Origin of the sequence: Sphingobium limneticum, from assembly GCF_008710155.1 — a bacterium.
In the GTDB taxonomy this organism is placed as follows: Bacteria; Pseudomonadota; Alphaproteobacteria; order Sphingomonadales; family Sphingomonadaceae; genus Sphingobium; species Sphingobium limneticum.
In genome coordinates, this window is record NZ_VYPZ01000023.1 from 1 (window position 1) to 25,865 (window position 25,865).

Annotated in this window: 30 protein-coding genes and 2 tRNA genes; 17 read left to right on the plus strand and 15 right to left on the minus strand. The window is 64.1% G+C overall.

The features are described from left to right. The first annotated feature begins 115 nt into the window (after positions 1-115). Positions 116-367 (plus strand): CHAT domain-containing protein, encoded by a 252-nt coding sequence (locus F4U94_RS18795; protein ID WP_282957479.1) that lies wholly within the window; start codon positions 116-118, stop codon positions 365-367. Positions 368-443: 76 nt separating this feature from the next. Beyond that, positions 444-794, plus strand: coding sequence for a GNAT family N-acetyltransferase (locus tag F4U94_RS18800; RefSeq protein WP_120250892.1), 351 nt, complete (start codon positions 444-446; stop codon positions 792-794). A gap of 97 nt (positions 795-891) precedes the next feature. Here F4U94_RS18800 and F4U94_RS18805 read toward each other — a convergent pair whose 3' ends face one another. The 5 genes from F4U94_RS18805 to F4U94_RS18825 form a co-directional block, all read right to left on the minus strand. Then, positions 892-2,760, minus strand: coding sequence for an ABC-F family ATP-binding cassette domain-containing protein (locus F4U94_RS18805; protein ID WP_120250893.1), 1,869 nt, complete (start codon positions 2,758-2,760; stop codon positions 892-894). 293 nt (positions 2,761-3,053) lie between these two features. Next, on the minus strand, positions 3,054-4,112 hold the full coding sequence (locus tag F4U94_RS18810) for a DUF4917 family protein (protein WP_120250894.1): 1,059 nt from the start codon (positions 4,110-4,112) through the stop codon (positions 3,054-3,056). A 170-nt stretch (positions 4,113-4,282) separates the two neighbouring features. After that, a complete protein-coding gene (locus F4U94_RS18815) occupies positions 4,283-4,603 on the minus strand; it encodes a DMT family transporter (RefSeq protein ID WP_120250895.1) in 321 nt (106 codons plus the stop codon). A 105-nt stretch (positions 4,604-4,708) separates the two neighbouring features. Then, a tRNA-Lys gene (locus tag F4U94_RS18820) sits at positions 4,709-4,784 on the minus strand. A 58-nt stretch (positions 4,785-4,842) separates the two neighbouring features. Continuing rightward, positions 4,843-4,929, minus strand: a tRNA-Tyr gene (locus F4U94_RS18825). A 103-nt stretch (positions 4,930-5,032) separates the two neighbouring features. On the opposite strand from F4U94_RS18825, the gene rlmB reads away from it, so the two are divergent. Both rlmB and F4U94_RS18835 read left to right on the plus strand, forming a co-directional pair. Then, positions 5,033-5,773 carry a 23S rRNA (guanosine(2251)-2'-O)-methyltransferase RlmB gene (gene rlmB / locus F4U94_RS18830; protein ID WP_120250896.1) on the plus strand — a complete coding sequence of 247 codons (741 nt, stop codon included), beginning with the start codon at positions 5,033-5,035 and terminating at the stop codon, positions 5,771-5,773. Positions 5,774-5,801: 28 nt separating this feature from the next. Then, positions 5,802-6,545 (plus strand): hypothetical protein, encoded by a 744-nt coding sequence (locus F4U94_RS18835; RefSeq protein WP_120250897.1) that lies wholly within the window; start codon positions 5,802-5,804, stop codon positions 6,543-6,545. A 21-nt stretch (positions 6,546-6,566) separates the two neighbouring features. On the opposite strand, the gene F4U94_RS18840 is transcribed toward F4U94_RS18835, so the two are convergent. Then, complete coding sequence (locus F4U94_RS18840) at positions 6,567-6,884, minus strand: 2Fe-2S iron-sulfur cluster-binding protein (RefSeq protein WP_120250898.1); 318 nt, start codon at positions 6,882-6,884, stop codon at positions 6,567-6,569. A gap of 73 nt (positions 6,885-6,957) precedes the next feature. Here F4U94_RS18840 and F4U94_RS18845 point away from each other — a divergent pair, with 73 nt between their 5' ends. The 3 genes from F4U94_RS18845 (at position 6,958) to F4U94_RS18855 (ending at position 8,325) form a co-directional block, all read left to right on the plus strand. Continuing rightward, positions 6,958-7,575 carry a DNA-3-methyladenine glycosylase family protein gene (locus F4U94_RS18845; protein ID WP_120250899.1) on the plus strand — a complete coding sequence of 206 codons (618 nt, stop codon included), beginning with the start codon at positions 6,958-6,960 and terminating at the stop codon, positions 7,573-7,575. Positions 7,576-7,578: 3 nt separating this feature from the next. Next, on the plus strand, positions 7,579-7,815 hold the full coding sequence (locus F4U94_RS18850; RefSeq protein WP_120250900.1) for a DUF2188 domain-containing protein: 237 nt from the start codon (positions 7,579-7,581) through the stop codon (positions 7,813-7,815). Between the two features lie 75 nt (positions 7,816-7,890). Beyond that, positions 7,891-8,325, plus strand: coding sequence for a response regulator (locus F4U94_RS18855; protein WP_120250901.1), 435 nt, complete (start codon positions 7,891-7,893; stop codon positions 8,323-8,325). Here F4U94_RS18855 and F4U94_RS18860 read toward each other — a convergent pair. Continuing rightward, on the minus strand, positions 8,273-9,799 hold the full coding sequence (locus F4U94_RS18860; protein WP_120250902.1) for a PAS domain-containing protein: 1,527 nt from the start codon (positions 9,797-9,799) through the stop codon (positions 8,273-8,275). The two genes, F4U94_RS18855 and F4U94_RS18860, sit on opposite strands and share 53 nt — an antisense overlap. 8 nt (positions 9,800-9,807) lie before the next feature. Next, entirely contained in the window at positions 9,808-11,091 is a 1,284-nt protein-coding gene (gene murA, locus F4U94_RS18865; protein WP_120250903.1) for a UDP-N-acetylglucosamine 1-carboxyvinyltransferase, read from the minus strand. A gap of 206 nt (positions 11,092-11,297) precedes the next feature. On the opposite strand from murA, the gene F4U94_RS18870 reads away from it, so the two are divergent. After that, entirely contained in the window at positions 11,298-12,032 is a 735-nt protein-coding gene (locus F4U94_RS18870; RefSeq protein ID WP_120252176.1) for a Crp/Fnr family transcriptional regulator, read from the plus strand. Positions 12,033-12,050: 18 nt separating this feature from the next. On the opposite strand, the gene F4U94_RS18875 is transcribed toward F4U94_RS18870, so the two are convergent. Next, positions 12,051-12,617 carry an HNH endonuclease gene (locus F4U94_RS18875; RefSeq protein ID WP_120250904.1) on the minus strand — a complete coding sequence of 189 codons (567 nt, stop codon included), beginning with the start codon at positions 12,615-12,617 and terminating at the stop codon, positions 12,051-12,053. Positions 12,618-12,711: 94 nt separating this feature from the next. Between F4U94_RS18875 and gluQRS the strand changes: the two genes are divergently transcribed. The 6 genes from gluQRS to egtD all read left to right on the plus strand — a co-directional run bounded on the left by gluQRS (position 12,712) and on the right by egtD (position 17,840). Continuing rightward, positions 12,712-13,638, plus strand: coding sequence for a tRNA glutamyl-Q(34) synthetase GluQRS (gene gluQRS / locus F4U94_RS18880; protein WP_120250905.1), 927 nt, complete (start codon positions 12,712-12,714; stop codon positions 13,636-13,638). An 11-nt stretch (positions 13,639-13,649) separates the two neighbouring features. Beyond that, entirely contained in the window at positions 13,650-13,880 is a 231-nt protein-coding gene (locus tag F4U94_RS18885) for a twin transmembrane helix small protein (RefSeq protein WP_120250906.1), read from the plus strand. Between the two features lie 79 nt (positions 13,881-13,959). Further along, on the plus strand, positions 13,960-14,529 hold the full coding sequence (locus F4U94_RS18890) for a cob(I)yrinic acid a,c-diamide adenosyltransferase (RefSeq protein ID WP_120250907.1): 570 nt from the start codon (positions 13,960-13,962) through the stop codon (positions 14,527-14,529). 142 nt (positions 14,530-14,671) lie between these two features. Continuing rightward, a complete protein-coding gene (locus tag F4U94_RS18895; RefSeq protein ID WP_120250908.1) occupies positions 14,672-15,526 on the plus strand; it encodes a GGDEF domain-containing protein in 855 nt (284 codons plus the stop codon). 84 nt (positions 15,527-15,610) lie between these two features. Beyond that, on the plus strand, positions 15,611-16,879 hold the full coding sequence (egtB, locus tag F4U94_RS18900) for an ergothioneine biosynthesis protein EgtB (RefSeq protein ID WP_120250909.1): 1,269 nt from the start codon (positions 15,611-15,613) through the stop codon (positions 16,877-16,879). 1 nt (position 16,880) lies between these two features. Then, positions 16,881-17,840 carry an L-histidine N(alpha)-methyltransferase gene (gene egtD, locus F4U94_RS18905; protein WP_120250910.1) on the plus strand — a complete coding sequence of 320 codons (960 nt, stop codon included), beginning with the start codon at positions 16,881-16,883 and terminating at the stop codon, positions 17,838-17,840. Between the two features lie 213 nt (positions 17,841-18,053). Here egtD and F4U94_RS18910 read toward each other — a convergent pair whose 3' ends face one another. The 3 genes from F4U94_RS18910 to F4U94_RS18920 form a co-directional block, all read right to left on the minus strand. Then, complete coding sequence (locus tag F4U94_RS18910) at positions 18,054-18,761, minus strand: HAD family hydrolase (protein WP_150412133.1); 708 nt, start codon at positions 18,759-18,761, stop codon at positions 18,054-18,056. Positions 18,762-18,924: 163 nt separating this feature from the next. Beyond that, positions 18,925-19,971 (minus strand): DUF1176 domain-containing protein, encoded by a 1,047-nt coding sequence (locus F4U94_RS18915; RefSeq protein ID WP_120250911.1) that lies wholly within the window; start codon positions 19,969-19,971, stop codon positions 18,925-18,927. A gap of 67 nt (positions 19,972-20,038) precedes the next feature. Further along, a complete protein-coding gene (locus F4U94_RS18920; protein ID WP_120250912.1) occupies positions 20,039-21,352 on the minus strand; it encodes a NupC/NupG family nucleoside CNT transporter in 1,314 nt (437 codons plus the stop codon). Positions 21,353-21,549: 197 nt separating this feature from the next. On the opposite strand from F4U94_RS18920, the gene F4U94_RS18925 reads away from it, so the two are divergent. The 3 genes from F4U94_RS18925 to F4U94_RS18935 are packed head-to-tail and all read left to right on the plus strand — an operon-like array spanning position 21,550 to position 24,554. Then, entirely contained in the window at positions 21,550-22,455 is a 906-nt protein-coding gene (locus F4U94_RS18925; protein WP_120250913.1) for a dioxygenase family protein, read from the plus strand. 18 nt (positions 22,456-22,473) lie between these two features. Beyond that, positions 22,474-23,241 carry a response regulator gene (locus F4U94_RS18930; RefSeq protein ID WP_120250914.1) on the plus strand — a complete coding sequence of 256 codons (768 nt, stop codon included), beginning with the start codon at positions 22,474-22,476 and terminating at the stop codon, positions 23,239-23,241. After that, complete coding sequence (locus tag F4U94_RS18935; RefSeq protein WP_232015734.1) at positions 23,238-24,554, plus strand: ATP-binding protein; 1,317 nt, start codon at positions 23,238-23,240, stop codon at positions 24,552-24,554. Before F4U94_RS18930 ends, F4U94_RS18935 begins: the two co-directional genes overlap by 4 nt. Positions 24,555-24,564: 10 nt before the next feature. Here the strand turns inward: F4U94_RS18935 and F4U94_RS18940 are convergent, their stop codons facing one another. From F4U94_RS18940 to F4U94_RS18950, 3 genes are all read right to left on the minus strand, one after another. Further along, on the minus strand, positions 24,565-25,032 hold the full coding sequence (locus tag F4U94_RS18940; RefSeq protein WP_120250915.1) for a MarR family transcriptional regulator: 468 nt from the start codon (positions 25,030-25,032) through the stop codon (positions 24,565-24,567). Further along, on the minus strand, positions 25,010-25,429 hold the full coding sequence (locus F4U94_RS18945; protein WP_120250916.1) for a hypothetical protein: 420 nt from the start codon (positions 25,427-25,429) through the stop codon (positions 25,010-25,012). The genes F4U94_RS18940 and F4U94_RS18945 overlap by 23 nt, the downstream gene beginning before the upstream one ends. A 61-nt stretch (positions 25,430-25,490) precedes the next feature. Beyond that, positions 25,491-25,835: a hypothetical protein gene (locus F4U94_RS18950; RefSeq protein WP_120250917.1), complete on the minus strand. Its 345-nt coding sequence runs from the start codon at positions 25,833-25,835 to the stop codon at positions 25,491-25,493. Positions 25,836-25,865: the final 30 nt, after the last annotated feature.

Genomic DNA, 25,865 nt, shown 5'->3' on the forward strand with positions numbered 1-25,865 from the left:
AGCGCATCCTGAGGATCAACGGCCTGAACGCGATCACTGACGACGTGGTGGAAGCTGCACGCAGCACCCTCGTGATCGGTGTCACTTAGCGCTGACAGAACGGTGCCAATCAGCGCTGATATCTACAGCCTATTCGGGCCTCGCCCAGGCGTTCCGCTATGCCGGGGCGGGGTCGCTGCTGGTATCGCACTGGCCGGTGCGGGACGATGCCAGCGCCTTCGTCACGCTGGAGACGGTCAAGGGCGCCAATCGCGGCCTGCCCCGCGCGGTGGCGCTGCAACGGGCGATGCTCAAGCTGATCGGGTCGAAACATCCCAATGCGGTGCAGCCCTATATCTGGGCGCCCTTCATCCTGATGGGCCGGTGATAAGGAATAGTCCTTGTAGGTTTCCGTAAGCGGAAGGCGGATAGGTCGGGGCGACCTGGACGCAAAGGACTTTCCCATGATCGCGCTTGAAACCCGCTATGGCTTTCGCATCGACATTCGCGTCGCCGGCCATGCCGACGAACCGGCGCTGGACGATATCATAGCCGCCGCCACGCTGGCCGCCGACCGGGAGGGCGGCACCGGGGAGGTCGCCATCTCCATCCTGCCCGATCACAAGGGCAAGGGGATCGGCTGGACCCTGCTGGACCATGTCGCGCGGGAGGCACGCGGATGGGGCATCGGCCGGCTCCAGTCGATCGAGAGCCGGGACAATCGTGCCGCCATCGCCCTGGAACGGGAAATGGGGTTCAGCGCCCGCGCCGTGGAGGGCGACCCGGCGCTGGTGCTGCTGGAACGGGTGGTTTAGAGAATGATCCGATCAGATTGAATCGGATCATTCTCTAAAAGTCTTTTGTTTCCGCATTTTGCGAGCCGTCAGCTGTGCCAGCTGACTTCAAAATGCTCTAGCCCGCTTCCAGCGCGGCGCCGGCTTCCATCCAGACTTCTTCGGCGGCGGCCAGCTTCTTTTCGACGTCGGCGCGCTTTACCATCAGCTGGCTGTTGGTCATTTTCGCCTCTGCGCCGGTCGCGGTCTTGGGGTCAGACAAGGCGGCGTCGATCCGGCCGCGCTCGGTGGCCAGCGCCGTCATCTCGCGCTCCGCCTTGTTGACCGCGTTCTTCAACACCTTCTGCTTTTCACGCCATTCGGCGGCGGCTTTCTTGTCCGCCTTCTTGTCCACCTTGGGCGCGTCGCCGCTGCTGCTGTTGCCGTCCGTCTTGCGCAGGATGATGTCGGTATAATCGTCAAGGCTGCCGTCGAACGGCTGGGCGGTGCCATTGTCGACCAGCACCAGACGATCGGCGACCAGTTCGATCATGTGCCGGTCATGCGACACGATCACCACCGCGCCGCTATAATCGTTGAGCGCCTGCACCAGCGCTTCGCGGCTGTCGACGTCCAGATGGTTGGTCGGTTCGTCGAGGATCAGCAGATGCGGCGCATCGCGGGTGATAAGGGCGAGGGCCAGACGGGCGCGCTCGCCACCCGACATGGAGCCGACCTTCTGCACCGCGCGCTCGCCGGAGAAGCCGAAACGGCCGAGTTGCGCACGGACCGCACCGGGGGTCGCGCCCTTCATCACGCGGGTCATATGTTCCAGCGGCGTGTCCGTGACGTCCAGTTCCTCCACCTGATATTGGGTGAAATAACCGACATTCATCTTGGCCGAGCTTTGCATCATGCCTTCCATCGGCGTGAGTTGCGCGGCGATCAGGCGGGCCAGCGTCGTCTTACCATTGCCGTTGCGGCCCAGCAGCGCCAGCCGGTCGTCCGGGTCGATGCGCAGGTTGATGCGCCGCAGGATCGGCGTTTCGGTGTAGCCGACCGAGGCCATGTCCATGGTGATGAGCGGCGGGCGCAGTTCGGCGGGGCTTGGAAAGCCGAAATGCAGCGTCGGATCTTCGATCGCGGCGGCGATGGGCTGCATCCGCGCCAGCGCCTTGGCACGAGACTGGGCCTGCTTTGCAGTGGACGCACGGGCGCTGTTGCGGGCGACATAATCCTGCAACTTCTCGCGCTCCGCCGCCTGCTTGGCGCGGGCGGATTCGAGCTGGGCCAGCCGTTCGGCGCGCTGCCGTTCGAAAGCGTCGTAGCCGCCGGGATAGAGGGTGACCTTCCCCCCTTCCAGATGGAGGATATAGTCCACGACATTGTTGAGCAGGTCGCGTTCATGGCTGATGACGACCACGGTGCCGCGATAGGCTTTCAGGAAATTCTCCAGCCAGAGCGTGGCTTCGAGATCGAGATGGTTCGAGGGTTCGTCGAGCAGCAGCAGGTCGGGGTTGGAGAAGAGAAGCGAAGCGAGCGCCACGCGCATTTTCCAGCCGCCCGAATAGCTGTCGAGCGGACGCCCCTGCATTTCTTCGTCGAAGCCGAGGCCCACGAGGATGCGGGCGGCGCGGGCCGGCGCGGTATAGGCGTCGATCGTCGTCAGCCGCTCATAGATATGGCCCAGGCGATCGGGGTCTTCGGTATGCTCCGCCTCCGCCATCAGTTCGGCGCGTTCCTTGTCGGCCTCCAGCACGGTGTCGAACGGGGTGGCGGTGCCCGAGGGGGCTTCCTGCGCGATATAGCCCAGCCGCGTGTCGCGGGGCATGTCGCACGACCCCTCATCCGGGTCGAGCTGGCCGATCATCACCTTCATCAGCGTGGACTTGCCCGCGCCGTTGCGGCCGATGAGGCCGACACGGCTGCGCGGCGGCAGCGCGGCGGCAGCGCGATCGAGAATGGTGCGGCCGCCCAGGCGCACGGTGATGGAATTCAGGTTCAGCATGGGCGCGCCCTTAGCATGACGTCGCGGAGGCGCAAAGGCGCGGGGACGCGTTTTGCAACAGGGTCAGCGGTTGCAAAGTTCACACCGTCGTGGCGAACGCAAAAGCGTGGGCACAAACCGGTGGTGCGGATTTCGCAATAGGAAAATTTTTGCAAAGTCAGGCCCGTGCCGGTGCGAAGGCGGCGCGGGGTGGATGAAGCCGACGGTGGGAAAGAGCCGGCGAGAGGATGGCATGAAATGGAGGGTGTAGGACAGGGGGATGAGATGACGCAAGAAATCGACAGCGCCTCAAATCACCCCCACACCATTGCCGTCGCAGCGTCGTAAAAGGCAACCGAGAGAGGGTTTGTGACATGCCGTTGTGCGGCGAGTTCATTAGCGCGATTCATGATACGTTGGTTATCTTCGGTCAACGGGTCGCCATAAATACCGACGTATAATTTTTTGAATTTACCGCGCGCCATCCGAATAAGGATGTGATCATCGTTAGTTGCAAGTGAATGCCCGAACACAAAGAAGCAATGTGTGCCAGTTTTCACGTTAGCCGTGAATTGCTTAAATCCCTGATATAAATAAGCATTATGGCGTATCTTTGCTTTTTTCTGCGCGCTGGTCCCCTCGGCAACGAATAACGGATAAGCATTAGCGTCAATCGCAGAACGCGCCTGCTCGACTAGAGGCACACCTTTACGTATCCAAGTATATTTTTTTAACTCCGATCCAGAATCGAATAGGTGAAGTGCGCCATGAAGAAAATGCACTCTCGCATCGTGAGCGCCAATTTCTCCCTGCCATACAACATATTCGGCATCAGGATCTTCCTCATCATTTCCAAAACCATCGTTAGTAGCCAAATTAATCTGGTCACCAACGGGATCGTCGCCGTGCATCAAGGTCCAGTACAACAATAAATCATAGTTTAATGTAAATACTTGCCCGCCGGCTGCAAGAAAGTGTGCCAGGAACGCTCGGCAGGCCCAAAATTTGTCGTCTTCAATTTCAGGCGGCACTGCCGGATGATTTCCAGCAATAGTTTGGATAAGGATTTCCTTCAATGCTGCGGCATGATCCTGCATTTTAGCAATAGCGTCTACACCGTCAGGCACATAGGCAGGCAATATCGTTGCAGCATTTTCTAATGCCCGAATAGCCGTTTCAAAATCTTGCGTATTGAGTAACCCGAAGACCGTTTCCGCTTCCGGACATGAACTGAAGTCAGCCCGGCTAAAAAGAGAACCGTAGTGGAAGATGTCAGCACGGCAAGCGATGCTGAACCCATTGCCGAGCAGTAAATGACGCTTGTTGAACTGAGCCGAATCTGCGATCGCCTGATCGAATGTAATAACTGGCATACACCCGCCTTAATTTTCCATCTGACAAACCAGCGAAAGACAAGGCAGCGAACCCAACTTGCCCGCGCAGAATAAGATTCTCAACGGAAGTCTCGGCCTCCACGCCAAATATAGGCATATCTACATTGGCCATATCAACACTTAATTTAGAGCTTATACCTGCCGCCCCCTCACCCGTTCCCAAACACCTTCGTCCCCACAACCCCCACCACGATCATCGCCATGAAGCCTGCCTGGACCATGTTCACGCGGTCACCGAAGAAGATCATGCCGCCGATGATGACGCCCACGGCGCCCAGGCCCGTCCAGACCGCATAGGCGGTGCCGGCAGGGATGCCTTTCATCGCCAGCGCGAGCAGGCCCATGTTGAGGAAGCTCAAAGCGATCGGCACGGCGGAGGCTTGCCAGCTGCCAATGGTGGCGGCCCATTTCAGGCTAAGCGCCCAGCAGATTTCAGTGAATACGGCAATGCCGAGGATGAGCCACGCCATGGGGCGCTTCCCTTTCATACAGGGCGGGCTCGGAAAGGCGGCGCGGTGGCCGGAAACCCGAAAGAGGCGGCGCGCCGAAGGACCGTTTTTTGTGAGGAAGGAGGGTGGTGGACACACTTGGGCTCGAACCAAGGACCCGCTGATTAAGAGTCAGCTGCTCTACCAACTGAGCTATGTGTCCACACTGGCCTACCTCCGCCCCTTTCGAAAAAGGGGGTGACTGCATCGGCCCGATGCAGTGGTGGACAGGGCTGGATTCGAACCAGCGTACGGGAAACCCGGGCAGATTTACAGTCTGCTGCCTTTAACCACTCGGCCACCTGTCCAGTGCCCTACGCTGCGGAAAATTGCGTTCCCGCTGCGTTGGAGGCGGCCTAATGGCGAATGGAGACTTGCCTGTCAATGGCCTGATGTGAAAAGAGCGAAATCATGAAAAAGCCCAATCGCTCCACCAAGCCCAAGAGCGCCTTTCCGCGCTTCTATGGTCGTCACGCCGTTATCGCGGCCCTCGCCAACCCTGACCGCATCGTGCGCAAGATATGGGGGACGCGCGAGGCGCTCGGCGCCCTCGACCTGCCGCCGGTGCTGCCGATCGTCTATTCCGACGTTTCCGACATGGGCCGCATGGTCCCGTCCGACGCGCCGCATCAGGGCATCGTCGCCGAAGTCGAGCCGCTGGACGATGTGTGGCTGGGCGATGTTCTGGAACAGGGGCGGGATGACAAGCGGCCGATCCTGGTGCTGGATCAGGTGACGGACCCGCATAATGTGGGCGCCATCCTGCGCTCCGCCGCAGCGTTCGACGCGCTGTGCATCGTGACGCAGGACCGGCATGCGCCGCCCGAATCGGGGGTGCTGGCGCGTGCGGCGTCGGGCGCGCTGGAAAATGTGCCCTGGGTGCGGGTGGTGAACCTGGCCCGCGCGCTGGAGGAAATTGCCGAGGCCGGCTACTGGCGCATCGGCCTGGACGGCGAGGCCGAGACGACGATCGGCGAGGCGATCGGCGAATCGCGCGTCGCCCTGGTGCTGGGGGCCGAGGGCGAAGGGCTGCGCCACAACACGATCGCCCATTGCGATATCATCGCCAAGCTGCCGATCAGCCCGCGCATGGAGAGCCTGAACGTCTCCAACGCGGCGGCGATCGCGCTGTACGCCGCGACGGTGGGCTGACGGGGCGTTGATTAGGGGGAGAGTGGCCATGGACCGCCTGTATCGCACTTTGGGCGCGCTGGCGGGGCTGCTGGCGCTCTCCGCCTGTCTGGTGACGCCGGGCCGGTTCGAATCGAGCCTGGATATCCGCGCCGACCGCAGTTTCAGCTTCGCCTATAAGGGCGAGATATTGGCGTCGGACATGGGCAAGGAGGCGCTGACGGGCGCCGCCGCCTCATCCGGGGACGACGCGCCGGAGGGTGAGGCGGAGAACAGCCCCACGCTGATGCAGATCGCAGCGAAAGAGGAAGATTTCAGCGACGCGGTCGATGACGCCAAGGGCGACGACGCGCAGATGCAGGGAATCGCGACGGCGCTGGCCAAGGAGAAGGGATTTCGGTCGGCCCGCTACATGGGCAATCACAAGTTCGAAATCGACTATGCGATCACGGGCAGGCTGGACCACGCCTTCCTGTTTCCGTTCAACATCGACGCGCAGATCGTCCTGCCCTTCGTCGCGGTGGAGATGCGCGGGGACGACCGGGTGCGCGTGAAGGCGCCGGGCTTTGCCAACGGGTTCGACAAGAGCCAGGGGCCGGCCGGTATGGGCGGCGCAGGCGATGAGGCCGCGAAGGCGCTGAACGGCAGCTTCACGCTGACGACGGATGCGGAGATCGTCAGCCAGAATCAGGAAGACGGCGCGCAAAGCACGCCGCAGGGCAAGCGAATCGTCTGGACGATCACGCAGCTGACCAGCGATGCGCCGGCCGCGACGTTGCGGGTGAGGCAGTAACCCGACCTCACCCGAACGGGATCAGTCTTCCGGTGCGATGGTGACGCGCAGGCCGTCCAGTGCGTCGTTCAGCATCACCTGACAGGACAGGCGGCTGGTGTCGTTGCGATGGTCGCTGCTGTCGAGCAGGTCGTTCTCGTCCTCGCTCATTGCCGGAATCGCGTCGGCAAAAGCCGGATCGACATAGATATGACAGGTCGCGCAGGAGCAGCATCCGCCGCACAGCGCCAGCAATTCGTCAAAGCCATTGTCGCGGATGACTTCCATCACCGACAGGCCATTGTCGCCATCGACAGCTTGTTCTTCACCCGAACGGTTGACCACGATCAGTTTCGGCATCTACCCTATCCCCTAGAATTTTCTCCGCTCTGACCGACAGGGACCGGGAAATCAAGGGTCGAGCTATCGCAACATGGTGAACAGTGTAGATCAGTTGCGCGACAGTCTGGATGCGATCGCCGCGCTGGAGCCGGGCTTCGTCGCCGCCATCGCACGGGTCGGCTATCCCGCGCCACGCGTGCGGGAGCCGGGCTATGAGACGCTGTTGCGCACGATCGTGGGCCAGCAGGTCAGCGTCGCGTCGGCCGCCGCCGTGTGGCGCAAGCTGGAGGCGGAACTGGGCGAGGGCTGCACGCCGCAAGCGTTGCTGGCGCGGGATTTCGATGCTTTGCGCGCTTGCGGGCTGTCGCGGCAGAAACAGGGCTATGCCCGCAGCCTGGCCGAACTGGTCGTGTCGGGCGCACTCGACCTCCACGCCCTGCCCGCCGATGACGAGGAGGCGATCGCGCAGCTTGTCCAGATCAAGGGCATCGGCCGCTGGTCGGCGGAAATCTATTTGTTGTTCGCGGAAGGGCGGCCCGATATCTGGCCGGCCGGCGATCTGGCCGTGCAGATCGAGATCGGTCGGATATTGGGCATGGCCACACGGCCAAGCGAAAAACTGACCCGTGACGTCGCCGAAGCCTGGCGCCCGCATCGTGGTGCCGCCGCGATCATGGCCTGGCACCATTATAACACCGAGGTACTCTGAAACATGCCCCTGCCCCACGCCCGCTATATCGTTCTGAGCCATGAAGGCGTCTGGAAGATCAATCTGGACAATAAATATTACGGCCCCTTCCCTACCCAGGCACTGGCGGTGGAAAGCGCCACCGGTACGGCGCAAAAGGCGAGCGAGGCGGGCTATCCCGCGTCCGTGCTGCTGATGCAGGGAACACAGTTCGAGACGCTGTGGACCAGCGTCGTCGAGGATGAGCCCAGCGCGCCCTAGAGTCATTTTAGCGCTCGACAGGGAACCGAACGGCCTTGTCGGTATTTACTTGATCCAGATTTAACGGGTCGTGGAATGCGCAAGAAGGTATTGATCGTCGAAGACGAGATTTTCGTCGCACTGGAAATCGAGCAGATCGTCGAGGATGCCGGATTCGCGGTCGGGGCAATCGCCGCCGATCGCGAGAGCGCGCTGGCAAGCGCGGACGATTGCGACATCGCGCTGGTCGACCTCAACCTGCGCGACGGACCCACCGGACCGCAGATCGGCATGGAACTGGCCGCGCGGCACGGCATCCGCGTCATCTACGTCACCGCCAATCCGGCGCAGATCGGCGACGCGTCGGTCGCGGCGCTGGGCGTCATCACCAAGCCGTTCCGTGCACAGAGCATTACCGCCACCTTGCAACTTGCGGCGTCCGAGCAGCCCGACCTGACCGACGCAGAAATTGCCGGCTTTACGCCTTTCCGGCCGCGCGGCTCATGGACCGGGATGGAATCCAGAGGCTGAGCCGCAGCCCGTCGGGCGCCCAGTTCCGCTCCATCCGCCCGCCCAATTGCCGTTCGACGCTGAGCGTCATCAGCCGGGTGCCAAAGCCCACCGCGCCGCCGGGCACGACCGGCGGGCCGCCCTCTTCCTGCCAATCGATGCGGACGTCATCGCCGTCCATCGCCACATGCAGGCGCGCCACGCCCTGCGCGACGGAGAGCGCGCCATATTTGGCGGCATTGGTCGCCAGTTCATGGAACAGCAGCGCCAGCGGCGTCGCCGACCGGTCGTCGATCGGAACATTGTCACCCGACAGGATGATGCGCGCCACGCTCTCGCTGCGATAGGGCGCGAAAATCTGATCCAGCACGCCCCGGAGCAGCCCTTCCCCATCGCCGATCTGCGGCGCGGATTCGACGCTATGCGGGCGGACGAAATCATGGGCGCGGCCGAGCGCCAATATGCGGTCGCGCAGGTCGTCCGCGACGTCGGCGATCGCCGGATGCTGGCGCGCCGACAGACCGATGAGGCCGGCGATCACGGAGAAGATATTCTTGATCCGATGCGACAGTTCGTGCGCGATCATCTCCCGCTCGTCGATCATCATCTTCTGTTCGTGAATGTCGGTGCAGGTGCCGATCCAGCGGATGATGACGCCATCGGCATCGCGGATCGGCAGGGCGCGGCCCAGCGTCCAGCGATAATCGCCGCCATGATGGCGCAGCCGATATTCGATTTCATAAGGCTCGCCGGTCGCCAGGCTGTTGCGCCAGCGTCCCCAGGCCCGGTCCTGATCGTCGGGATGGAACATGCCGCTCCAGCCGGCGCCATCGGTGGTTCCGGGCGGGACGCCGGTATAGTCGTACCAGCGGGCATTATAATAATCATGATAGCCGTCCGGCAGCGTCGACCAGACCATTTGCGGCATGGTGTCGGCGAGTGAGCGGAACATCCGATCGCTTTCGGCGACGGCGGCCGCGTCCATCCGCTGGCGCACGATCATGTCGCGGTCGCGGCGGCGCCCCTCCAGTTCCACCATCACCTGCCGGGCGAGCAGCGTCAGTCCCTGCCGCTGCAATGGGGTCAGCCCGTCCCGCGGCACCGTGTCGATGACGCACAGCGCACCCAGCGGCTCACCATCGGCGCCGACGAGCGGCGCGCCGGCATAGAAGCGGATATGCGGCGGACCAGTGACGAGGGCGTTGTCGGCGAAACGGGGATCGCGAGTCGCATCCGCCACGGTGAAGATATCGTCGCCCAGCATCGCCAATGCGCAGAAGGAGACGTCGCGCGGCGTTTCCTCCGCATCCAGGCCGACGCGCGCCAGGAAGCGCTGGCGCACATCCTCTACGATGCTGACCAGCGCGATCGGCGCGTCGCACAGCGCCGACGCAAAGCCGGTTATCTCGTCCAGAGTGCGGAAGCCGCCGGCATCCAGATCGTAAAGCGCCAGCAGTGCCGCGCGATCCGTCGCCAAGCCGCGCCCATCAGCCATTATGGGCTTCAGCCATCGCTGACGCGTTCGATATCGGCGCCGACGGCGGAGAGTTTCTCCTCCAGCCGTTCATAGCCGCGATCGAGATGATAGACGCGCTGGACCTGCGTTTCCCCTTCGGCGGCGAGGCCGGCGAGGATGAGGCTCATGGAGGCACGCAAATCGGTCGCCATCACCGGCGCGCCGACCAGCTTGTCGACGCCGCGTACCACGGCGGTGCGACCGTTGACGGCGATGTCCGCGCCCATGCGCGCCAGTTCGGGCACATGCATGTAGCGATTTTCGAAAATGGTTTCGGTCAGCACCGATGCGCCGTCCGCCTTCGTCAGCATCGCCATGAACTGCGCCTGCATGTCGGTCGGGAAGGCCGGGAACGGCGCGGTCGACAGGGTCAGGGGCTTGAGCTTGCCGTCCGACGAAATGCGGATGCCGTCCTTGTGCGGATCGACCTGAACCCCCGCGTCGCGCAGGGCGGCGAGGATGGCGTGCATGTCGTCGGCATTGGCGCCGATCAGATCGACCGACCCGCCGGTGATGGCGGCGGCGCAGGCATAGCTGCCCGCTTCGATCCGGTCTGGCATGACGCTGTAGGTCGCGCCGTGCAGACGCTCACGCCCATGGATGATCAGCTTGTCGGTGCCGATGCCTTCAATGTCCGCGCCCATGGCGACGAGCAGATTGCACAGGTCGACGATTTCCGGTTCGCGCGCCGCATTTTCCAGTATGCAGGTGCCCTTGGCGAGCGAGGCAGCCATGACCGCATTTTCGGTGGCGCCGACCGACACGACCGGGAAGGTGTAGATGCCGCCGGGCAGGCCGCCGTCCGGCACGCTGGCACGGACATAGCCGGCCGTCGTTTCGAGCGTGGCGCCGAAGGCTTCCAGCGCCTTCAAATGCAAGTCGATCGGGCGGTTGCCGATGGCGCAGCCGCCCGGCAGCGACACGCGCGCTTCGCCGACGCGGGCGAGCAATGGCCCCAGCACCAAGATGGACGCGCGCATTTTCCGCACGATGTCATAGGGCGCCTCGGTCGAGGTGACGCGACCCGCGCGCATCGTCAGGACGCGGCCGAAATCCTCCGGCCGAGCGCCTTCGATCATGGTCGATACGCCCAACTGGTTCAGCAAATGGCCGAAGCTGTCGACGTCGGCCAGACGCGGCAGATTGCGCAGCGTCACCGGCTCGTCCGTCAGCAACGCGCAGGGCAGCAGCGTCAGGGCGGCGTTCTTCGCGCCGGAGATGGGAAGGCGGCCATTGAGCGTGTTGCCGCCGCGAATGTGAATGCGGTCCATTGGGCAGGGTTAATAACGTCTAATGCGGCCCGCGCAAGGCGGCTGCGGCGTCATTTGACGGCATCGGGCGGGCGGTTGACGGCAATGTGAAACATTATTGCAAAGCAAAGCCGGACCTTGATCGAGTTTAGTGCGCGTTCTGAAAATGCAGCCAAAAGGCGAAAGGGGCGTTTTGCCATCGTAACGACAACAGGAAAAAGGTGTTTTTGGTGGCAACGAGTTGTTTCGCAGCGAGACTGGCAAAACAGGTGCCGCTGTCCGACGCGGAAAAAAAGGCATTGGCCCGGCTCGAGGAAAATCCCCGCAAGGTGAAGCGCGGCGCGATGATCCAGCGCGTGAATGAGACGGTGACGGAATTGTTCGTCCTGCGCGAAGGTCGCGTGATGAGTTTCGTGATCCTGCCCGACGGCAGCCGCCAGATCCTGCGCGTCTACTTCCCCGGCGACTTCATCGGATCGGCCAGCACCATCTATAGCAAGGCGCCCGAATCGCTGGTCGCCCTATCCGATGCGATCGTCTGTCCGTTCGACAAGCATGCGCTGCGCCGGCTTCTGGAAGATTATCCGCGCGTCGCCGCTTTGCTGTTCCTGCTGTCCAATGCGGAGCGGGTGGCGATGACCGACCGGCTGGCGTCGCTGGGCCGTACGTCGGCCAAGGCGCGCGTCGCGTCCTTCCTGCTAGACATGTTCGACCGGCTGCGCGTGACCGACGACAGCATCACCGACAGTTTCGACCTGAAGCTGACGCAGGAGGAAATCGGCGATTCGATCGGCCTGACGTCGGTGCATGTGAACCGCATGATCCGCCAGATGGAGCAGGAAGGGCTGATCAGCCGCACCAACGGGCGCATCATCCTCAACGACATGGCGCGGTTGGAAGAGATCGGCCATTATACCAACCGGCACAAGGATATGGATCTGGACTGGCTGCCGGTCGGCTGACGCCCGGCGCGCAGCATATCAGGCCAGCAGTTCGACATCCCAATAGAGCCAGTCGTGCCAGCTTTCATGCAGATAGCCGGGCGGGAAGGCGCGGCCATGTTCCTGCAATTGCCAGCTGGTCGGGCGGATCGGTTGCACATGCAGGGTCATGCCGGCCTGCCGGGGAGTGCGCCCGCCTTTTTTGAGGTTGCAGGGCGAACAGGCGGTGGCGACATTTTCCCAGGTGGTGCGCCCGCCCGCGCGGCGCGGCACAACATGGTCGAAGGTCAGGTCCGCGCTGGTGCCACAATATTGGCAGGCGAACTTGTCGCGCAGGAACAGGTTGAAGCGGGTGAAGGCGGGATGTTCGGACGGGCGCACATATTGTTTGAGCGCGATGACCGACGGAATCTTCATTTCCATGCTGGGGCTGTGCACCTGCCGCTCATAGCTGGCGATGATGTCCACCCGGTCCAGAAACACCGCCTTGATCGCCGTCTGCCATGGCCAGAGGCTGAGCGGATAATAGCTAAGCGGCGTGAAATCCGCATTGAGAACAAGCGCCGGACAATTTTCCGGATGCCGTATGAGGTCGGGATGGTACATAAAAACCTTCTTCCCCCTGGTCCCCGCCGCTGATCGTCCAGCAAGGTGACAAGGGCATGACAGCATTAACGAATATCCCCCGTCAAGAGCCTGTATGACTCATCTTACCGCACCACTGCATATGGTGACCCGCTTCGCCCCCAGCCCCACGGGATTGCTCCATGTCGGCCATGGCTGGTCCGCGCTGATGGCGATGGACCTGGCGCGCGCGTCGGGCGGCGCCTTTCGCCTGCGGATCGAGGATATAGACGGCACGCGGAGTCGGCCCGAGCATGTCGCGGGGATCATGGCCGACCTGACATGGCTGGGCGTGGATTGGGACGGCGAGGTGGTGTTCCAGTCGCGGCGGCTGGACCAATATGACGCCGCGCTGGCCCGGTTGCGGGCGGACGGATTGCTTTACCCCTGTTTCTGTACGCGAGCGGACATACAGGCCAGCCTGACCGCGCCGCATGGACCGGAGGGGCCGGTCTATCCGGGGACGTGCCGGGGGTTGAGCGAGGCCGAACGGACCCGGCGCATCGCGGCGGGCGAGGCGCATGCCTGGCGGATCGACATGGGCCGGGCGGGGGCGCGGGTTGGCACATTGGAATGGCGCGCGCTTTCTTTCCCGTCATTCGAGCCAAGGCGGGATGACGATGATTTGGGTGGCATGCTTCAAATCGCCGCCGCCCCCCTCCCCCATGGCGACGTCGTGCTGGCGCGCAAGGATGCGCCGGCCAGCTATCATTTGTCCTGCACGCTGGACGATGCCGCCATGGGCGTGACCCATGTGCTGCGCGGCGACGATCTCTATGGCGCGACTCATATCCACCGGTTGATCCAGGCGCTGCTCGACCTGCCAAGCCCCGCCTATATCCATCATCCGCTGCTATTGGGCGCGGACGGCAAGCGGCTGGCCAAGCGCGACGGCGCGATCGCGCTGGCCGATCTGCGGCGCGATGGCATGGACCCGGCGGCGTTGGCGGCGGACCTGCGGGCGGGGCGCTTTCCCATTGGCATCAGCCTCGCAAGCGCCTAGCATCTGCCCCCATGAACACCATCCTCGTCATCGCCCTGATCCTTGCCATGGCCGCGACGCTGTTCGCGCTGATCCGGGGCATCATCGCCTTTCTTCAGACGACCAAGGAAGAGCTGAACCTGCCCGAAGGCACGGTGCGCCCGTCCAGCCTGAAGCAGAACAAGATGATGCTGAACCGCATCCTGTTTCAGGCGGCCGCGATCATCATCGTCGCCATCCTGTTGCTGTCCAAGGGTCATTAAGCGTTGTAAAGTCGGCTGGAACGGTCGACGGTTCACAAAACGCGACACCAAAACACTCTGAAAAACGAGCCGCGCTCCCATGGTCAAGCTGAACAAGATCTACACCCGCACCGGCGACAAGGGGACGACCGGCCTGGTCGACGGATCGCGCCTGCCCAAATATGCGCCGCGCATGCAGGCGGTGGGCGATGTGGATGAAGCGAACAGCGCGATCGGCCTGGCCATCGTCGCCATGGGCGCGGGCGAGGAAGCGGACTGGCTGACGGTCATTCAGAACGACCTGTTCGACCTGGGCGCCGATCTGGCGACGCCCATTCCCGACGGACCGGACGAACCCTGGGCGCTACGCATCGTGGCGAGCCAGGTGACGCGGCTGGAACAAGAGATCGACGCGATGAACGCGGACCTTGCGCCGCTCGACAGCTTCGTCCTGCCGGGCGGATCGGCGGCCGCCGCGGCCGTCCACCTCGCCCGTGCCATCACCCGCCGGGCCGAACGCAGCGCGACCGCCGCCGCGGCAGAGATGGCGCTGAACGATCAGGCGCTCGCCTACCTCAATCGCCTGTCCGACCTGCTGTTCGTGATGGCCCGCCGCTTGAACGACAATGGCGCGGCCGATGTGAAATGGGTGCCCGGCGCGTCGCGATGATCGGCCGGCAATCTTCGGGAAACACGGACTGACTCTCGGCGGGCACGGCCTGCCCTATGTCAGACAATTAACCCTGTTTCTTCAGAAGACGTTTAGGGGCAGCCGGAGAATGGGCAACCGTTGATAATAGACGGGGATCGCCATGCACTTTTATCTGGCCACTTCCTTCATTTTTCCGCGTTCGCTTCGGCTGCGCCTATTTACGCTCTGCTTCCTGGCCACCCATTTGCCGCTGCTGGCCTATCTGGGCTGGGGCTTTGCCAGTGGCCGGATCGCTCTGGCCGAATTCGTCCTGCTGACCATGGCCACGGTGATCGGCACCGGCATCGCCCTGCTGGGCATCGGCGCGCTGCTCAACCCCATTCATGCGCTGGCCGATACGCTCCACCGGGGCGAAGGCGACGCCCCAGCCCTGCCAGAGGTCGGCGACGTCATCCACACCCTCTATGCCGGGGTGCAGCGGGTCGCGAGCGCCACGCGCGACCAGATGGACCATCTGCATCAGGCCGCGCATGAAGACCCGCTGACCGGCATCGCCAACCGGCGCGGTTTCCTTAGCCATATGGAGGCCCTGCCCGAAGACCGGCGCAGGGGTTGCGTCGCGATCATCGACATCGACTATTTCAAACGGGTCAACGACCTGCTGGGGCATGAGGAGGGCGACCGGGTATTGGCCAGTTTCGCCACTCGTCTGTCCGCGCTGGTCCGCCGCGTCGACATGGTATCGCGCTGGGGCGGCGAGGAATTCGCCATCTTCTTCCAGGATTGTATCGAGGATGAGGCGAGCTGGTCGCTGGCCCGCATCGCCAGCCGGATGCGCAGCGAACCGATCGGCGAAGTCAACGACCGGCCGATCAGCTTTTCCGCCGGCATATGCCGCTGGACCGGCGGCGATCTGGACGAAGCGCTGCGCCGCGCCGACGATGCGCTGTACGAAGCCAAGCAATCCGGCCGCGACCGGGTCTGCCGCGCCGTGCCGATCCTGCAAGAAGTGTGACCTTTAGGGCAGCGGTCGGAACCGCGTGCCGCCTTCATGCGCTTGTCTTTCCGAGAACGGCCAACCGTATCGGAAAGGGCAGGCATGGCGAGAAGCTGGACAGAGGCCCATCAGGACGACCTGGAGGAGCGGTATCGCGCGGTGCGCGCGCTGACGCAGGCGCTTACCGCCCCACTGTCCGATGCCGATGCCACGGTCCAGTCCATGGCCGACGCCTCTCCTGCCAAATGGCATCTGGCGCATAGCAGCTGGTTTTTCGAAACATTCGTGCTGCGCGACCATGTGCCTGGCTATCGGCCGTTCGACCCGCGCTACGCCTTCCTGTTCAACAGCTATTATGAGGCGGAGGGTGCGCGCCATGCCCGGCCGCTGCGGGGCATGCTGACCCGCCCTTCCCTGACCGAGATCTATGCCTATCGCGCCCATGTCGATGCGGCGCTGACCGATGCGCTGGGCATGTTACCGCAGGCGGCACGCGCTTTGGTGACGCTGGGCTTGCAGCATGAGCAGCAGCATCAGGAATTGTTGCTGACCGACCTGCTCCACCTCTTTTCGCTTAACCCGCTGGAGCCGGCCTTGTTCGAAGCGCCCAGCGCCGCGCCGGTCGCCCTGCCCGGCCCGCTCCACTGGATCGAGGGGCGCGAGGGGCTGGTGGAAATCGGCGAGGATGGGCGGAGCGCCTTCACCTTCGATTGCGAAGGGCCACGGCACAAGGTCGTGCTGCATCCTCACGCGCTGGCGCATCGACCCATTACCAACGGCGAATGGATCGCCTTCATCGAGGATGGCGGGTACCGCACGGCGGCGCATTGGCTGTCGGATGGCTGGGCCTGGATACAGGCGGAGGGCATCGACGCGCCGCTTTATTGGAAACAGGGTGAGAATGGCTGGACCCGCTTCGGCCTGGACGGGCGGCAGCCGGTCAATCCGGCCGCACCCGTCACCCATATCAGCCTGTATGAAGCCGATGCCTATGCCAGTTGGGCCGGGGCGCGCCTGCCAACCGAGGCGGAATGGGAAAGCGCGGCGCAAAATGTCGCGGCCGTCAGCGGCAATCAGCTCGACGGCCCGGCCTGCCCCCGTCCCCGCCCGGCCGATGCGGGCACCAGCCTGACCCAGATGTTCGGCGATGTGTGGGAATGGACCGGCAGCGCCTATCGCCCCCATCCCGGTTTCCGCGCGGCCCCCGGCGCGGTGGGCGAATATAATGGCAAGTTCATGTCCGGCCAGTTCGTGCTGAAGGGCAGCAGCTGCGCCACGCCGCGCGGCCATGCGCGGGCGAGCTACCGCAATTTCTTCTATCCCCACCAACGCTGGCAGTTCACCGGACTGCGACTGGCCAAGGATCTTTGACATGCTGCTGACCGATCAGGCGCCGACCTTCGCCTCTGCCATCGACCCTGAATTTCGCCACGACATCATGCACGGCCTGTCCCGCAGTCCCAAGGCGACGCCGCCCATCTGGTTCTACGACCGGCGCGGGTCCGAATTGTTCGAGGCGATCACCGACCTGCCCGAATATTATCCAACCCGCACCGAAACCGCATTGCTGGCGCGGCATGGGGCGGACTTCGCCGCCGCGATCGGCACCGGCCGGGCGGTGGTGGAGTTTGGCGCGGGCAGTTCGCGCAAGACGCCGCATCTGCTGCGCGCCATAGCCCCGGCCGCCTATGTGCCGATCGACATCAGCGGCGATTTTCTGCACGCGAGCAGCGCCGCCTTGGCGCAGGCCTTTCCCGACCTGCCGGTGCTGCCCGTCGTGGGCGATTTCAATCGGCCGCTGGACCTGCCGGCGGCCATCGAGGGGATGCCGCGCCTTGGCTTCTTCCCCGGCTCCACCATCGGCAATATGGAACCGGATGCGGCGGTCGACCTGCTGCGCGCGATGCGTCGCCTGCTGGGCGATGATGCCAAGCTGTTGATCGGGATGGACCGGATCAAGGATCGCGATCGGCTGGTCGCTGCCTATGACGATGCGCAGGGCGTGACGGCCGCCTTCAACCTCAACCTGATCGAGCGGATCAACCGGGAGCTGGAGGGCGACCTGCCGGTGGAGGAGTTCGCCCATCGCGCGATCTGGAATGACGAGAAGGCGCGGATCGAAATGCATCTGGAGGCGCGGCGGCCGCTCCATTTCCATGTCGCGGGCCAATGTTTCCATATGGACGCCGGCGAGACGATCCATACCGAAAGCAGCCATAAATATGGCGCGCGCGACGAACGACTGCTGCTGCGCGCGGGCGGATGGGAACCGGCGACGGAGTGGATGGACGATGAAGGGCTGTTCGCGCTGGTGCTGGCGGAGGCGGGATAGCGGGCCGGGAAGGGGTTAAAGGCGGACGCGTTATCTCCCTCTCCCGTTTTTCACGGGAGAGGCTACGGAGACTTGGCAGCTGGCTGCCTAGTCGATGTCGGTGAGGGTCTTTCTTGTTACTGGACAAGCACTACCTTCCAGCAAGAAGAAAGACCCTCACCCAACCCTCTCCCGTGAAGACGGGAGAGGGCTTAAAAAAGCTTCCCGTCTTTCCTACGCCGTCGCGAGCAGCAGATCGCGCAGGTCGGTGAGGCTGGGCAGGACTTGCGCGCAGGCGAGGACCAGTTCCTCTGTCGGGGGGAGGAGGTCGGGGACCATCACCGTCGCCATGGCCGCCGCCACCGCCGATCGAACGCCGGCATAGCTGTCTTCCACCGCGACAATATGGGCCGGATCGACCCCAAGCCTTTGCGCCGCGAGCAGATAGGGTTCGGGATGCGGTTTGGGATGCTCCACGTCGCTGCGGGTGACGATGACGTCGAAATAATCGAGCAGACCGCTCTTCTCCAGCCGCTGCTGCGCATAGGGCGCGGCGGTGGAGGTGGCGAGCGCCATGGGGATGCCGGCCTGCTTCAGATGATCGAGCAGCAGCAGCGCGCCGGGACGTAGCGCTATGCCGGCATCGACTGCCGCTTCGAACAGCGCGTCGCTTTCGGCATAGAAGCGAGCGAGTGGAAAGTCCGGTCCCAGATGCTGGCTAAGCATCCGCTCATTTTCATCGCGATGGATGCCGACCATCGAGAGCAGCAAGGCATCCGACATCGGCCAGCCGATCGCCTCGCCCGTCTCGGCAAAGGCGCGGCGGTGCGCCGCCTCCGTATCGATCAGCGTGCCGTCCATGTCGAAGATCACCGCACGGACCGGGTCCGGCAGGTTGGACGGGCTGAGCGACGGGGCGGATTGGCGAAGCGGCTGGGTCATGACATCGATATGGCCGCGTTGCGTCTCAATTCCATTGCAAAATCGGGTGAGGCGATTGCGAATATTGCCCGAAGCGGGGATTATAGCATGACGGGATGCGCTCACGCATGTGAAGCGCTCCCCGGCGCAGGCCGGGGAACGCTTCACACCAATGCTGGCGTTATTACTCCGTCACCTGCGCGGACCATGTCCTGATCCAGTGCCAGGCGCCGCGACATTCGCCCATGCTGGTCGCTTCGATCAGGCGGAAACGGGTGCCGTCCCAGACATAGGCTTCGCTGCCGCCGCAATCGCCCAGGCCCCGCCCCTTGGCGAAGCTGTCCAGCCGCAGCTTGTCCTGCGTCCAGCCGGCATTGACCAGCATCGGCCGGGCTTCTTCCTCGCTCCAGCCCGGCTTCATGTCGAACCCGGCAAGGCGGAAGGCACGGCGGCCGGCCTCTCCGGTCGCGATGACGGGAATGGAGGTGAAATTATAGGCGCCGCTGCCGCAGGGGACGAGGATCAGCGTTTCGGTGCGGGAGAGCCGATAGAGCTGCGGCGGTTCCGCGCCCTTCATCTCATCGGCGCAGCGCGTGAATTTGCCGATCGCGGTCAGTTCCTCGCGCCACAAGGCGGCGGGTGTTCCCGCACCGGGCAACGGGGCGCGGCGGATGGTCGGTGCGGCAGGCGCGGCGCGCACAGCGATCGGCCCCATGGCCCCGGTCGCGACCAGCGCGGTGCTGGTCCCGGCCCGGCCCTGCCGCGCATCCATATGGCGCAAGGCCGCGCCCGTTCCGGCGAGCGACGGCTTGCCCAGCGATCGGCTGCCCGCCTTGATCTCCAGCACGCTGCCGCGCGCCATGGCGATGGCCAGCGCCGACGCCTGCGGCCCGCGCAACGTGGCGTCGCCCTCGCGGCTCATGGCGCTGGCGATGCGGCGGCCGTCGACATGGAAACTGAATTCGCCGCCGCCCTTGGCATCGCGGCTGACCCAGACTTCGGCGGCGGCATCCGGGCCGGCTTCCCGGACCACGCCGACCATGATCGGGCTGTCGGGCCATTCGCCGCCTTCGGGCAACAAGGACACGGCTTCGCATCGGTTGCGATTGTCGCAACCGATGGTCCAGTCCTTGTAGGTTTCGAGTGCGCCGGGCTTGGGCGCCTGCGCGGCCCCTGTGCCTGTCGAGCCGAGTACCGCCAGCGCGGTTAGGAAAAAATGCTTTGCCCCCATGGGTTAACCATAACCGATTTGCATCGGCAGGGACAGGCCCAACGTTACGGCATCGTCTCGATCGCGATCAGAGGCTGAGCATCAGTCCGGCCAGCGCCGCGCTCATCAGATTGGCGAGGCTGCCGGCGACCAGCGCCTTCAGCCCCAGCTTGGCGATCATCGGCCGCTGATTGGGGGCGAGGTTGCCCGTCACCGCCATCTGGATCGCGATCGAACTGAAATTGGCAAAGCCGCACAGCGCGAAGGTGATGATGGCGATGGTCGCGGGCGACAGCACACCCTGCACCTGGCCCAGGTTGATATAGGCGACGAATTCGTTGAGCACGACCTTCGTCCCGAACAGGCCGCCGGCCACCTGCGCTTCCTGCCAGGGGATGTTGAGCAGATACATGACCGGCGAGAAGACATAGCCGAGCAGCATCTGGAAGCTGAGATCGGGATAGCCGAACCAGGCGCCGATGCCGCCCAATATGCCATTGGCCAGCGCCACCAGCGCGACGAAGGCCAGCACCATGGCGCCGACCGCGACAGCGAGTTTGACACCTGTTTGCGCGCCCTGAGCCGCCGCCATGATGAGGTTGGCGGGCTTTTCTTCGTCATGGGTGGCGACCGGCATGGGTTCGCCCGGCGTCGTTTCCGCGTTCAGCGCCTGCGACACCGCCGCGCTGCGGCGCGTTTCGGGCAGGTGGATGTCATCCTCCAGCGGCAATTCCGGCTCGCATTCCGGTACGTCGGGCATCATGATCTTGGCCATCAGCAGGCCGCCCGGCGCCGCCATGAAGCTGGCCGCGAGCAGATAGTCGATCTTGATCCCCATGGAGGCATAGGCGGCCAGAATGGTGCCCGCGACGCCGGCCATGCCGCTGGTCATCACCGTGAACAGCTGCGGCGGGGTGAGGCCGGCCAGATAGGGGCGGATGACGAGCGGGCTTTCGCTTTGTCCCACGAAGATATTGGCGGCAGCGCACAGGCTTTCCACCTTCGACACGCCCGTCACCTTTTCGATCGCGCCGCCGACCCAGCGGACGATGAACTGCATGATCCCCAGATAATAGAGGATCGACACCAGGCTGGCGAAGAAGATGATGACCGGCAACGCCGCGATGGCGAAGCTGGCGCCGCCGATTTCCGGCTTGGCCAGCGGGCCGAAGATGAAGTCGGTGCCCGCCTGCGCATAGCTGAGAAGATTGGCGACGCCGTGCGACATGCCGCCGATGATCGCGCGGCCGGCCGGGACATAGAGCACCAAAATGGCGATCCCCGCCTGCAACAGGAAAGCCGCGCCGACCACGCGCGGGCGAATGGCGCGGCGATCCGAAGAGAGGGCGAAAGCGATGGCGAGAATCAATATGATGCCGGCGAGGCCGATAAGAAGATGCATGAAGCGCTTTCGCGGGAAATGACAAACCGTGCGACTATATGGCCCCGGACGCCCGGAGGCCAGTCCCGTTTGCCCGACAGGTCAGCCTAATCCGTCCGACTGCTACAAAGCCGCTACATTGGGCAATCGGCCGGAGACATGGCGCGCCTAGGGACGATCCTGAGGGTCTTTAAACAAGACAAGAGGGATTAGGGTAGATGGCTGATACGAACGACACGCACGACCATGGATTGATGCACGACCTGGAACGGATGCGCGATCTGGCGCGGGAAAAGATCGGGCGGCGGCGGACCTTGCGCCTGCTCTTTTCGGCGAGCGGCGCCGCGCTGGTCGGCGCTTGCGGCGGCGGATCGGGATCGTCGAGCGATTCGACCGCTACACCGACGCCCACGCCAACACCGACGCCAACCCCTACACCCACGCCGACGCCCACCCCTACCTCAACGGGCAGCTGCGTCGCCGATCCGGAGGAAACCAACGGCCCCTATCCGGCCGACGGGTCCAACAGCCGCAGCGGCACCGTGGTCAATGTGCTGGACGATAGCGGAATCGTGCGCAGCGACATCCGCTCCAGCTTCGGATCGTCCATCACCACGGCGAGCGGGCTATACACCACGCTGACGATCACGCTGGTCAACACCAACGGCAGCTGCGCCGCGCTGGCGGGCTATGCCATCTATATCTGGCATTGCGACATCAACGGCAAATATTCGCTCTACGACTATCCGGCGGAAAATTTCCTGCGCGGCGTGGGCGTGACCGACGCGAACGGACAGGTGACCTTCACCACCATTTTCCCCGGCTGCTATGACGGGCGCTACCCGCATATCCATTTCGAGGTCTATCCCAGCCTGGCGCGGGCGACGACCTACGCCAACCGCGTCCTCTGCTCGCAATTTGCGATGCCGGCCGCCGCCTGCACCACCGTTTATGCCACCAGCGCCTATAGCAGCAGCAAGAGCAATTTCGCCGGCGAGAGCATCAGCAGCGACAATGTGTTCGGTGACAATACGACCGCGCAACAGACGGCGATGACCATCACCATGACCGGCGACACCACCAACGGATACACCGGCACGGTGACGGTCGGCGTCGCCATCTGACCATAAAGGGGTTTGCGGATGACTTTGCAGGGGGCGCCTTGTGCCGATATGCTGGCCGTCATGGATGGTTCACGCATATTGGTGGTCGACGATGATGCGGATATCCGCACGCTCCTGTCGGATTTTCTGGAACAGCATGGCTTTGCGGTGACGGCGGTGCCCGATGGCGCGCGCATGGACGAAGCGCTGGCCGCGCAGGATTTCGACATCGCGGTGCTGGACGTGATGATGCCGGGCGAAGATGGCCTGTCGATCCTGCGCCGCCTGTCGGCACGGGGCGGCCTGCCGGTCATCATGCTGTCGGCAATCGGCAGCGACATCGACCGGATCGTGGGGCTGGAAATGGGGGCGGAGGATTATTTGCCCAAGCCATGCAACCCGCGCGAACTGCTCGCCCGCGTCCGCACCGTGCTGCGCCGTCACCGGCGCCAGGTGGCGCAAACGCCCGAAGCCCATGGCAAGCGCCTGCGCTTTGCCGGCTGGCAGGTCGATATGGGCGCGCGCCTGCTGACCGATCCGGAAAATGTCGTCGTCACGCTGACCGATGGCGAGTTTCGCCTGCTGCGTGCCTTCATCGAACATCCGCGCCGGGTGCTGAGCCGCGACCAGCTGCTCGACTATTCGGCCGGCAGCGAAAGCGATAGCTATGACCGGGCGATCGATGTGCAGGTCAGCCGCCTGCGCCGCAAGCTGGAGCGCGGCGCGCGCGCGGAGGGGACGGATGAACTGGTCCGCACCATCCGTAACGAAGGCTATATGTTCACGGCCGAGGTTCGCCCGGTTTGACGCCGCCCAACCCGTCCATCCTGACGCGCATCGTCGCACTGGTCGCCGCGACGTTGCTGCTGGCGTTGGGCGCGATGATGCTGGTCGCCTTTCGCGGCCCGCCGCCCCATGCCCGGCCGATGATGCTGGGCGAAGCCGCCGCGCTGATGCAGGGCGGCCCCGTCCCCACCGGCAGCTGGACGGTGACGCGCTACCGATCCGACCCGCCGCCGCTGATGGAGCCGGGCCAAATGGAGGATCGGGGCATGGCGGCGCAAATCGCCGGCCTGCTCGGCGCGCGACCGTCGGACGTCCGTGTGCTGCGCGAACAGCCGCCGATGCGAATGGCCGATCCCGACCGGAAACTCTGGCCTCAACCAGGCCCCGATCGAATGATGCTGCATGGATCGGTCCTGCTGGCGCGCCATATAGGCGATGGCTGGCAGGTGGTGCAGGCCCGTCAGGGCGCCAATCTGCGCTGGTACGCCATCACCTTGTCGCTGATGGCGGGGATCTTCATTCTGCTGCTGTTGCCGGCCTATTGGGTCGCGCGGCGCATCACTCAGCCGATCCGCCGGCTGGCCGAGGGCGCGGCGACGGAACGGCCGGAACGGGCCGATCCGCTGCCGCTGACCGGCCCGCCGGAGGTGCGCGCGGTGGGCGCCGCCTATAATCATATGCGCGCACGCATCGCCGACTATCTCAATGAGCGGACGGCGATGCTGGTGGCGATCGCGCACGACCTGCGCACGCCGATGACTCGCCTCTCCTTCCGGCTGGAGGCGCTGCCCGACGGTCCCCGCGCCAAGGCGCAGGCGGATGTGGAGGAAATGCGGGCGATGGTTACCGACCTGCTCGACTTCATGCGCGGTCAGGGCGATGCCGCCGCCCATGTGCGCATCGACCTGAGCGCCATCGTGGAGACGCTGGCGGACGATCTGGCCGATATGGGGCAGGATGTGACGGTGACGCGCAGCGCCCGCGCGGTGATACGCGGCGATGCGATCGCGCTGCGCCGCTGTGTGGCCAATCTGGTGGAAAATGCGGTCCGCTATGGCGGATCGGCGCGGATCGCGCTGGCGATCGTGGGCGGTCGCGTGACCGTGGCGGTCGAGGATGACGGGCCGGGTGTGCCGCCGGATGCGATCGAACGGCTGTGCGAGCCATTTTATCGCGGGGAAGCATCGCGTAATCGGGAAACCGGCGGGGTCGGGCTGGGCCTGGCGATCGCCCGGCGCATCGCCGACGATCATGGCGGGCGACTGGACTTCGCCAACCGGACCGAGGGCGGACTGCGCGCAAGCGTAACCCTGCCGCTGGAACGGCAGGGTTAAAGCGCCCCGCTCACTCCTCGAACGCGAGCGAGAACCAGGAGGCCATGGCGTCCATCGCCAGCGGCGAAAGGCGGATGGCGCGGCGGCGGCGGCTGTTGGGGGAGGTGCGATGTTCGTCCAGCAGGCCGCGCCGTTCCATCGTGCCGACCTGTCCCACCACGACGCTCAAGGACAGGCGCAGCGTCTCGCTCAATTGCTCCAGCGTCAGCGCCACGCCTTCCAGTTCCGCCTGATAGAGGGCCAGCAATATGTCCCAAGCCGGATCGGCAAAGAGATTCTGCCCAAACAGCATCGCCCGCACGCGGCGGGCCTCCAGATAGCGGGCGAGAGCGGGAAGCTGATCATTGCCCTCCCCGTCCAATATGGCGGGTTCTTCCTTGCGGGCGTGGAAATTGGTCAGGCAGCGTTGCAGCGCGATTACCAGGTCCACCGCTTCCTGGCTCGGCAGGTGGCGGTCAGGCGGGATATGCGCGGTCATGCATCGCTTTCCGGTCGAGTTCGATACCGATGATCGTGAAGAGCATCAAGGGAATGACCCACACGGTGCTGAGGCCGGCATAAATGCGGTCAGAAAAGTCCGGCAGCAGCAAGGTCACAACGTGGGTCAACACGGTCATCAACTGGCAGGCCGCGGCCCAGATGGGCCAATAGCGCTGGCTGTTCAGCATCAGCCAGAGGAGCGCGATGAAAGTGCCCAGATCGACTACCATCAGCCATAGTTGAGGCGCGTGCCATGTGCCGACGATTTGTGCGGGTATGGTGAGTAGCGCCGCCGTAACCGAGATCAGCACGAGTAGCCGCCCGTCACGCCCACCAAAGCAAATGGCGAAAGCGCAAGTCATGAGGGTCAATAGCCAGAAGAAAGCCGCCAGCATCTGTATTTCCGATTGAGAGGGGGGGCAAAGGTCATACAGATGCCGACGGCTTCCACCCGGATCAAGCGACCAGGGTCAGGTGGCGCGCTGTCTCGCGCTGTTCGAGTTCTAGGCCTATAGGACAGCCGAACGCTGTCACTTCATGCTGGCTATGTTCGAGGCAGCGGGTAAGAAGAGCAGTCGCGCGGATCATGTCGCCGCGGCCTTCGATGATCTTCGTGGCGCTTTCGTGAATCTGCTTGAGGATGCGCTGGCTTTCGCTGGCGGTCAGGCCCGATCCCTGCGACGCGGCAAGGAAAGCCGTGGTCAGTTGCGCGGCATCGACCAGCGCGCTGTCGAAGGCCGCGAATGCCTGGCGGGTCTGATCGGCGACGGCCTGGGTCTTGATGGGATCGAGGTTGAGCACAAGTCTTCTCCTTCGCACCCACCCTAGCCC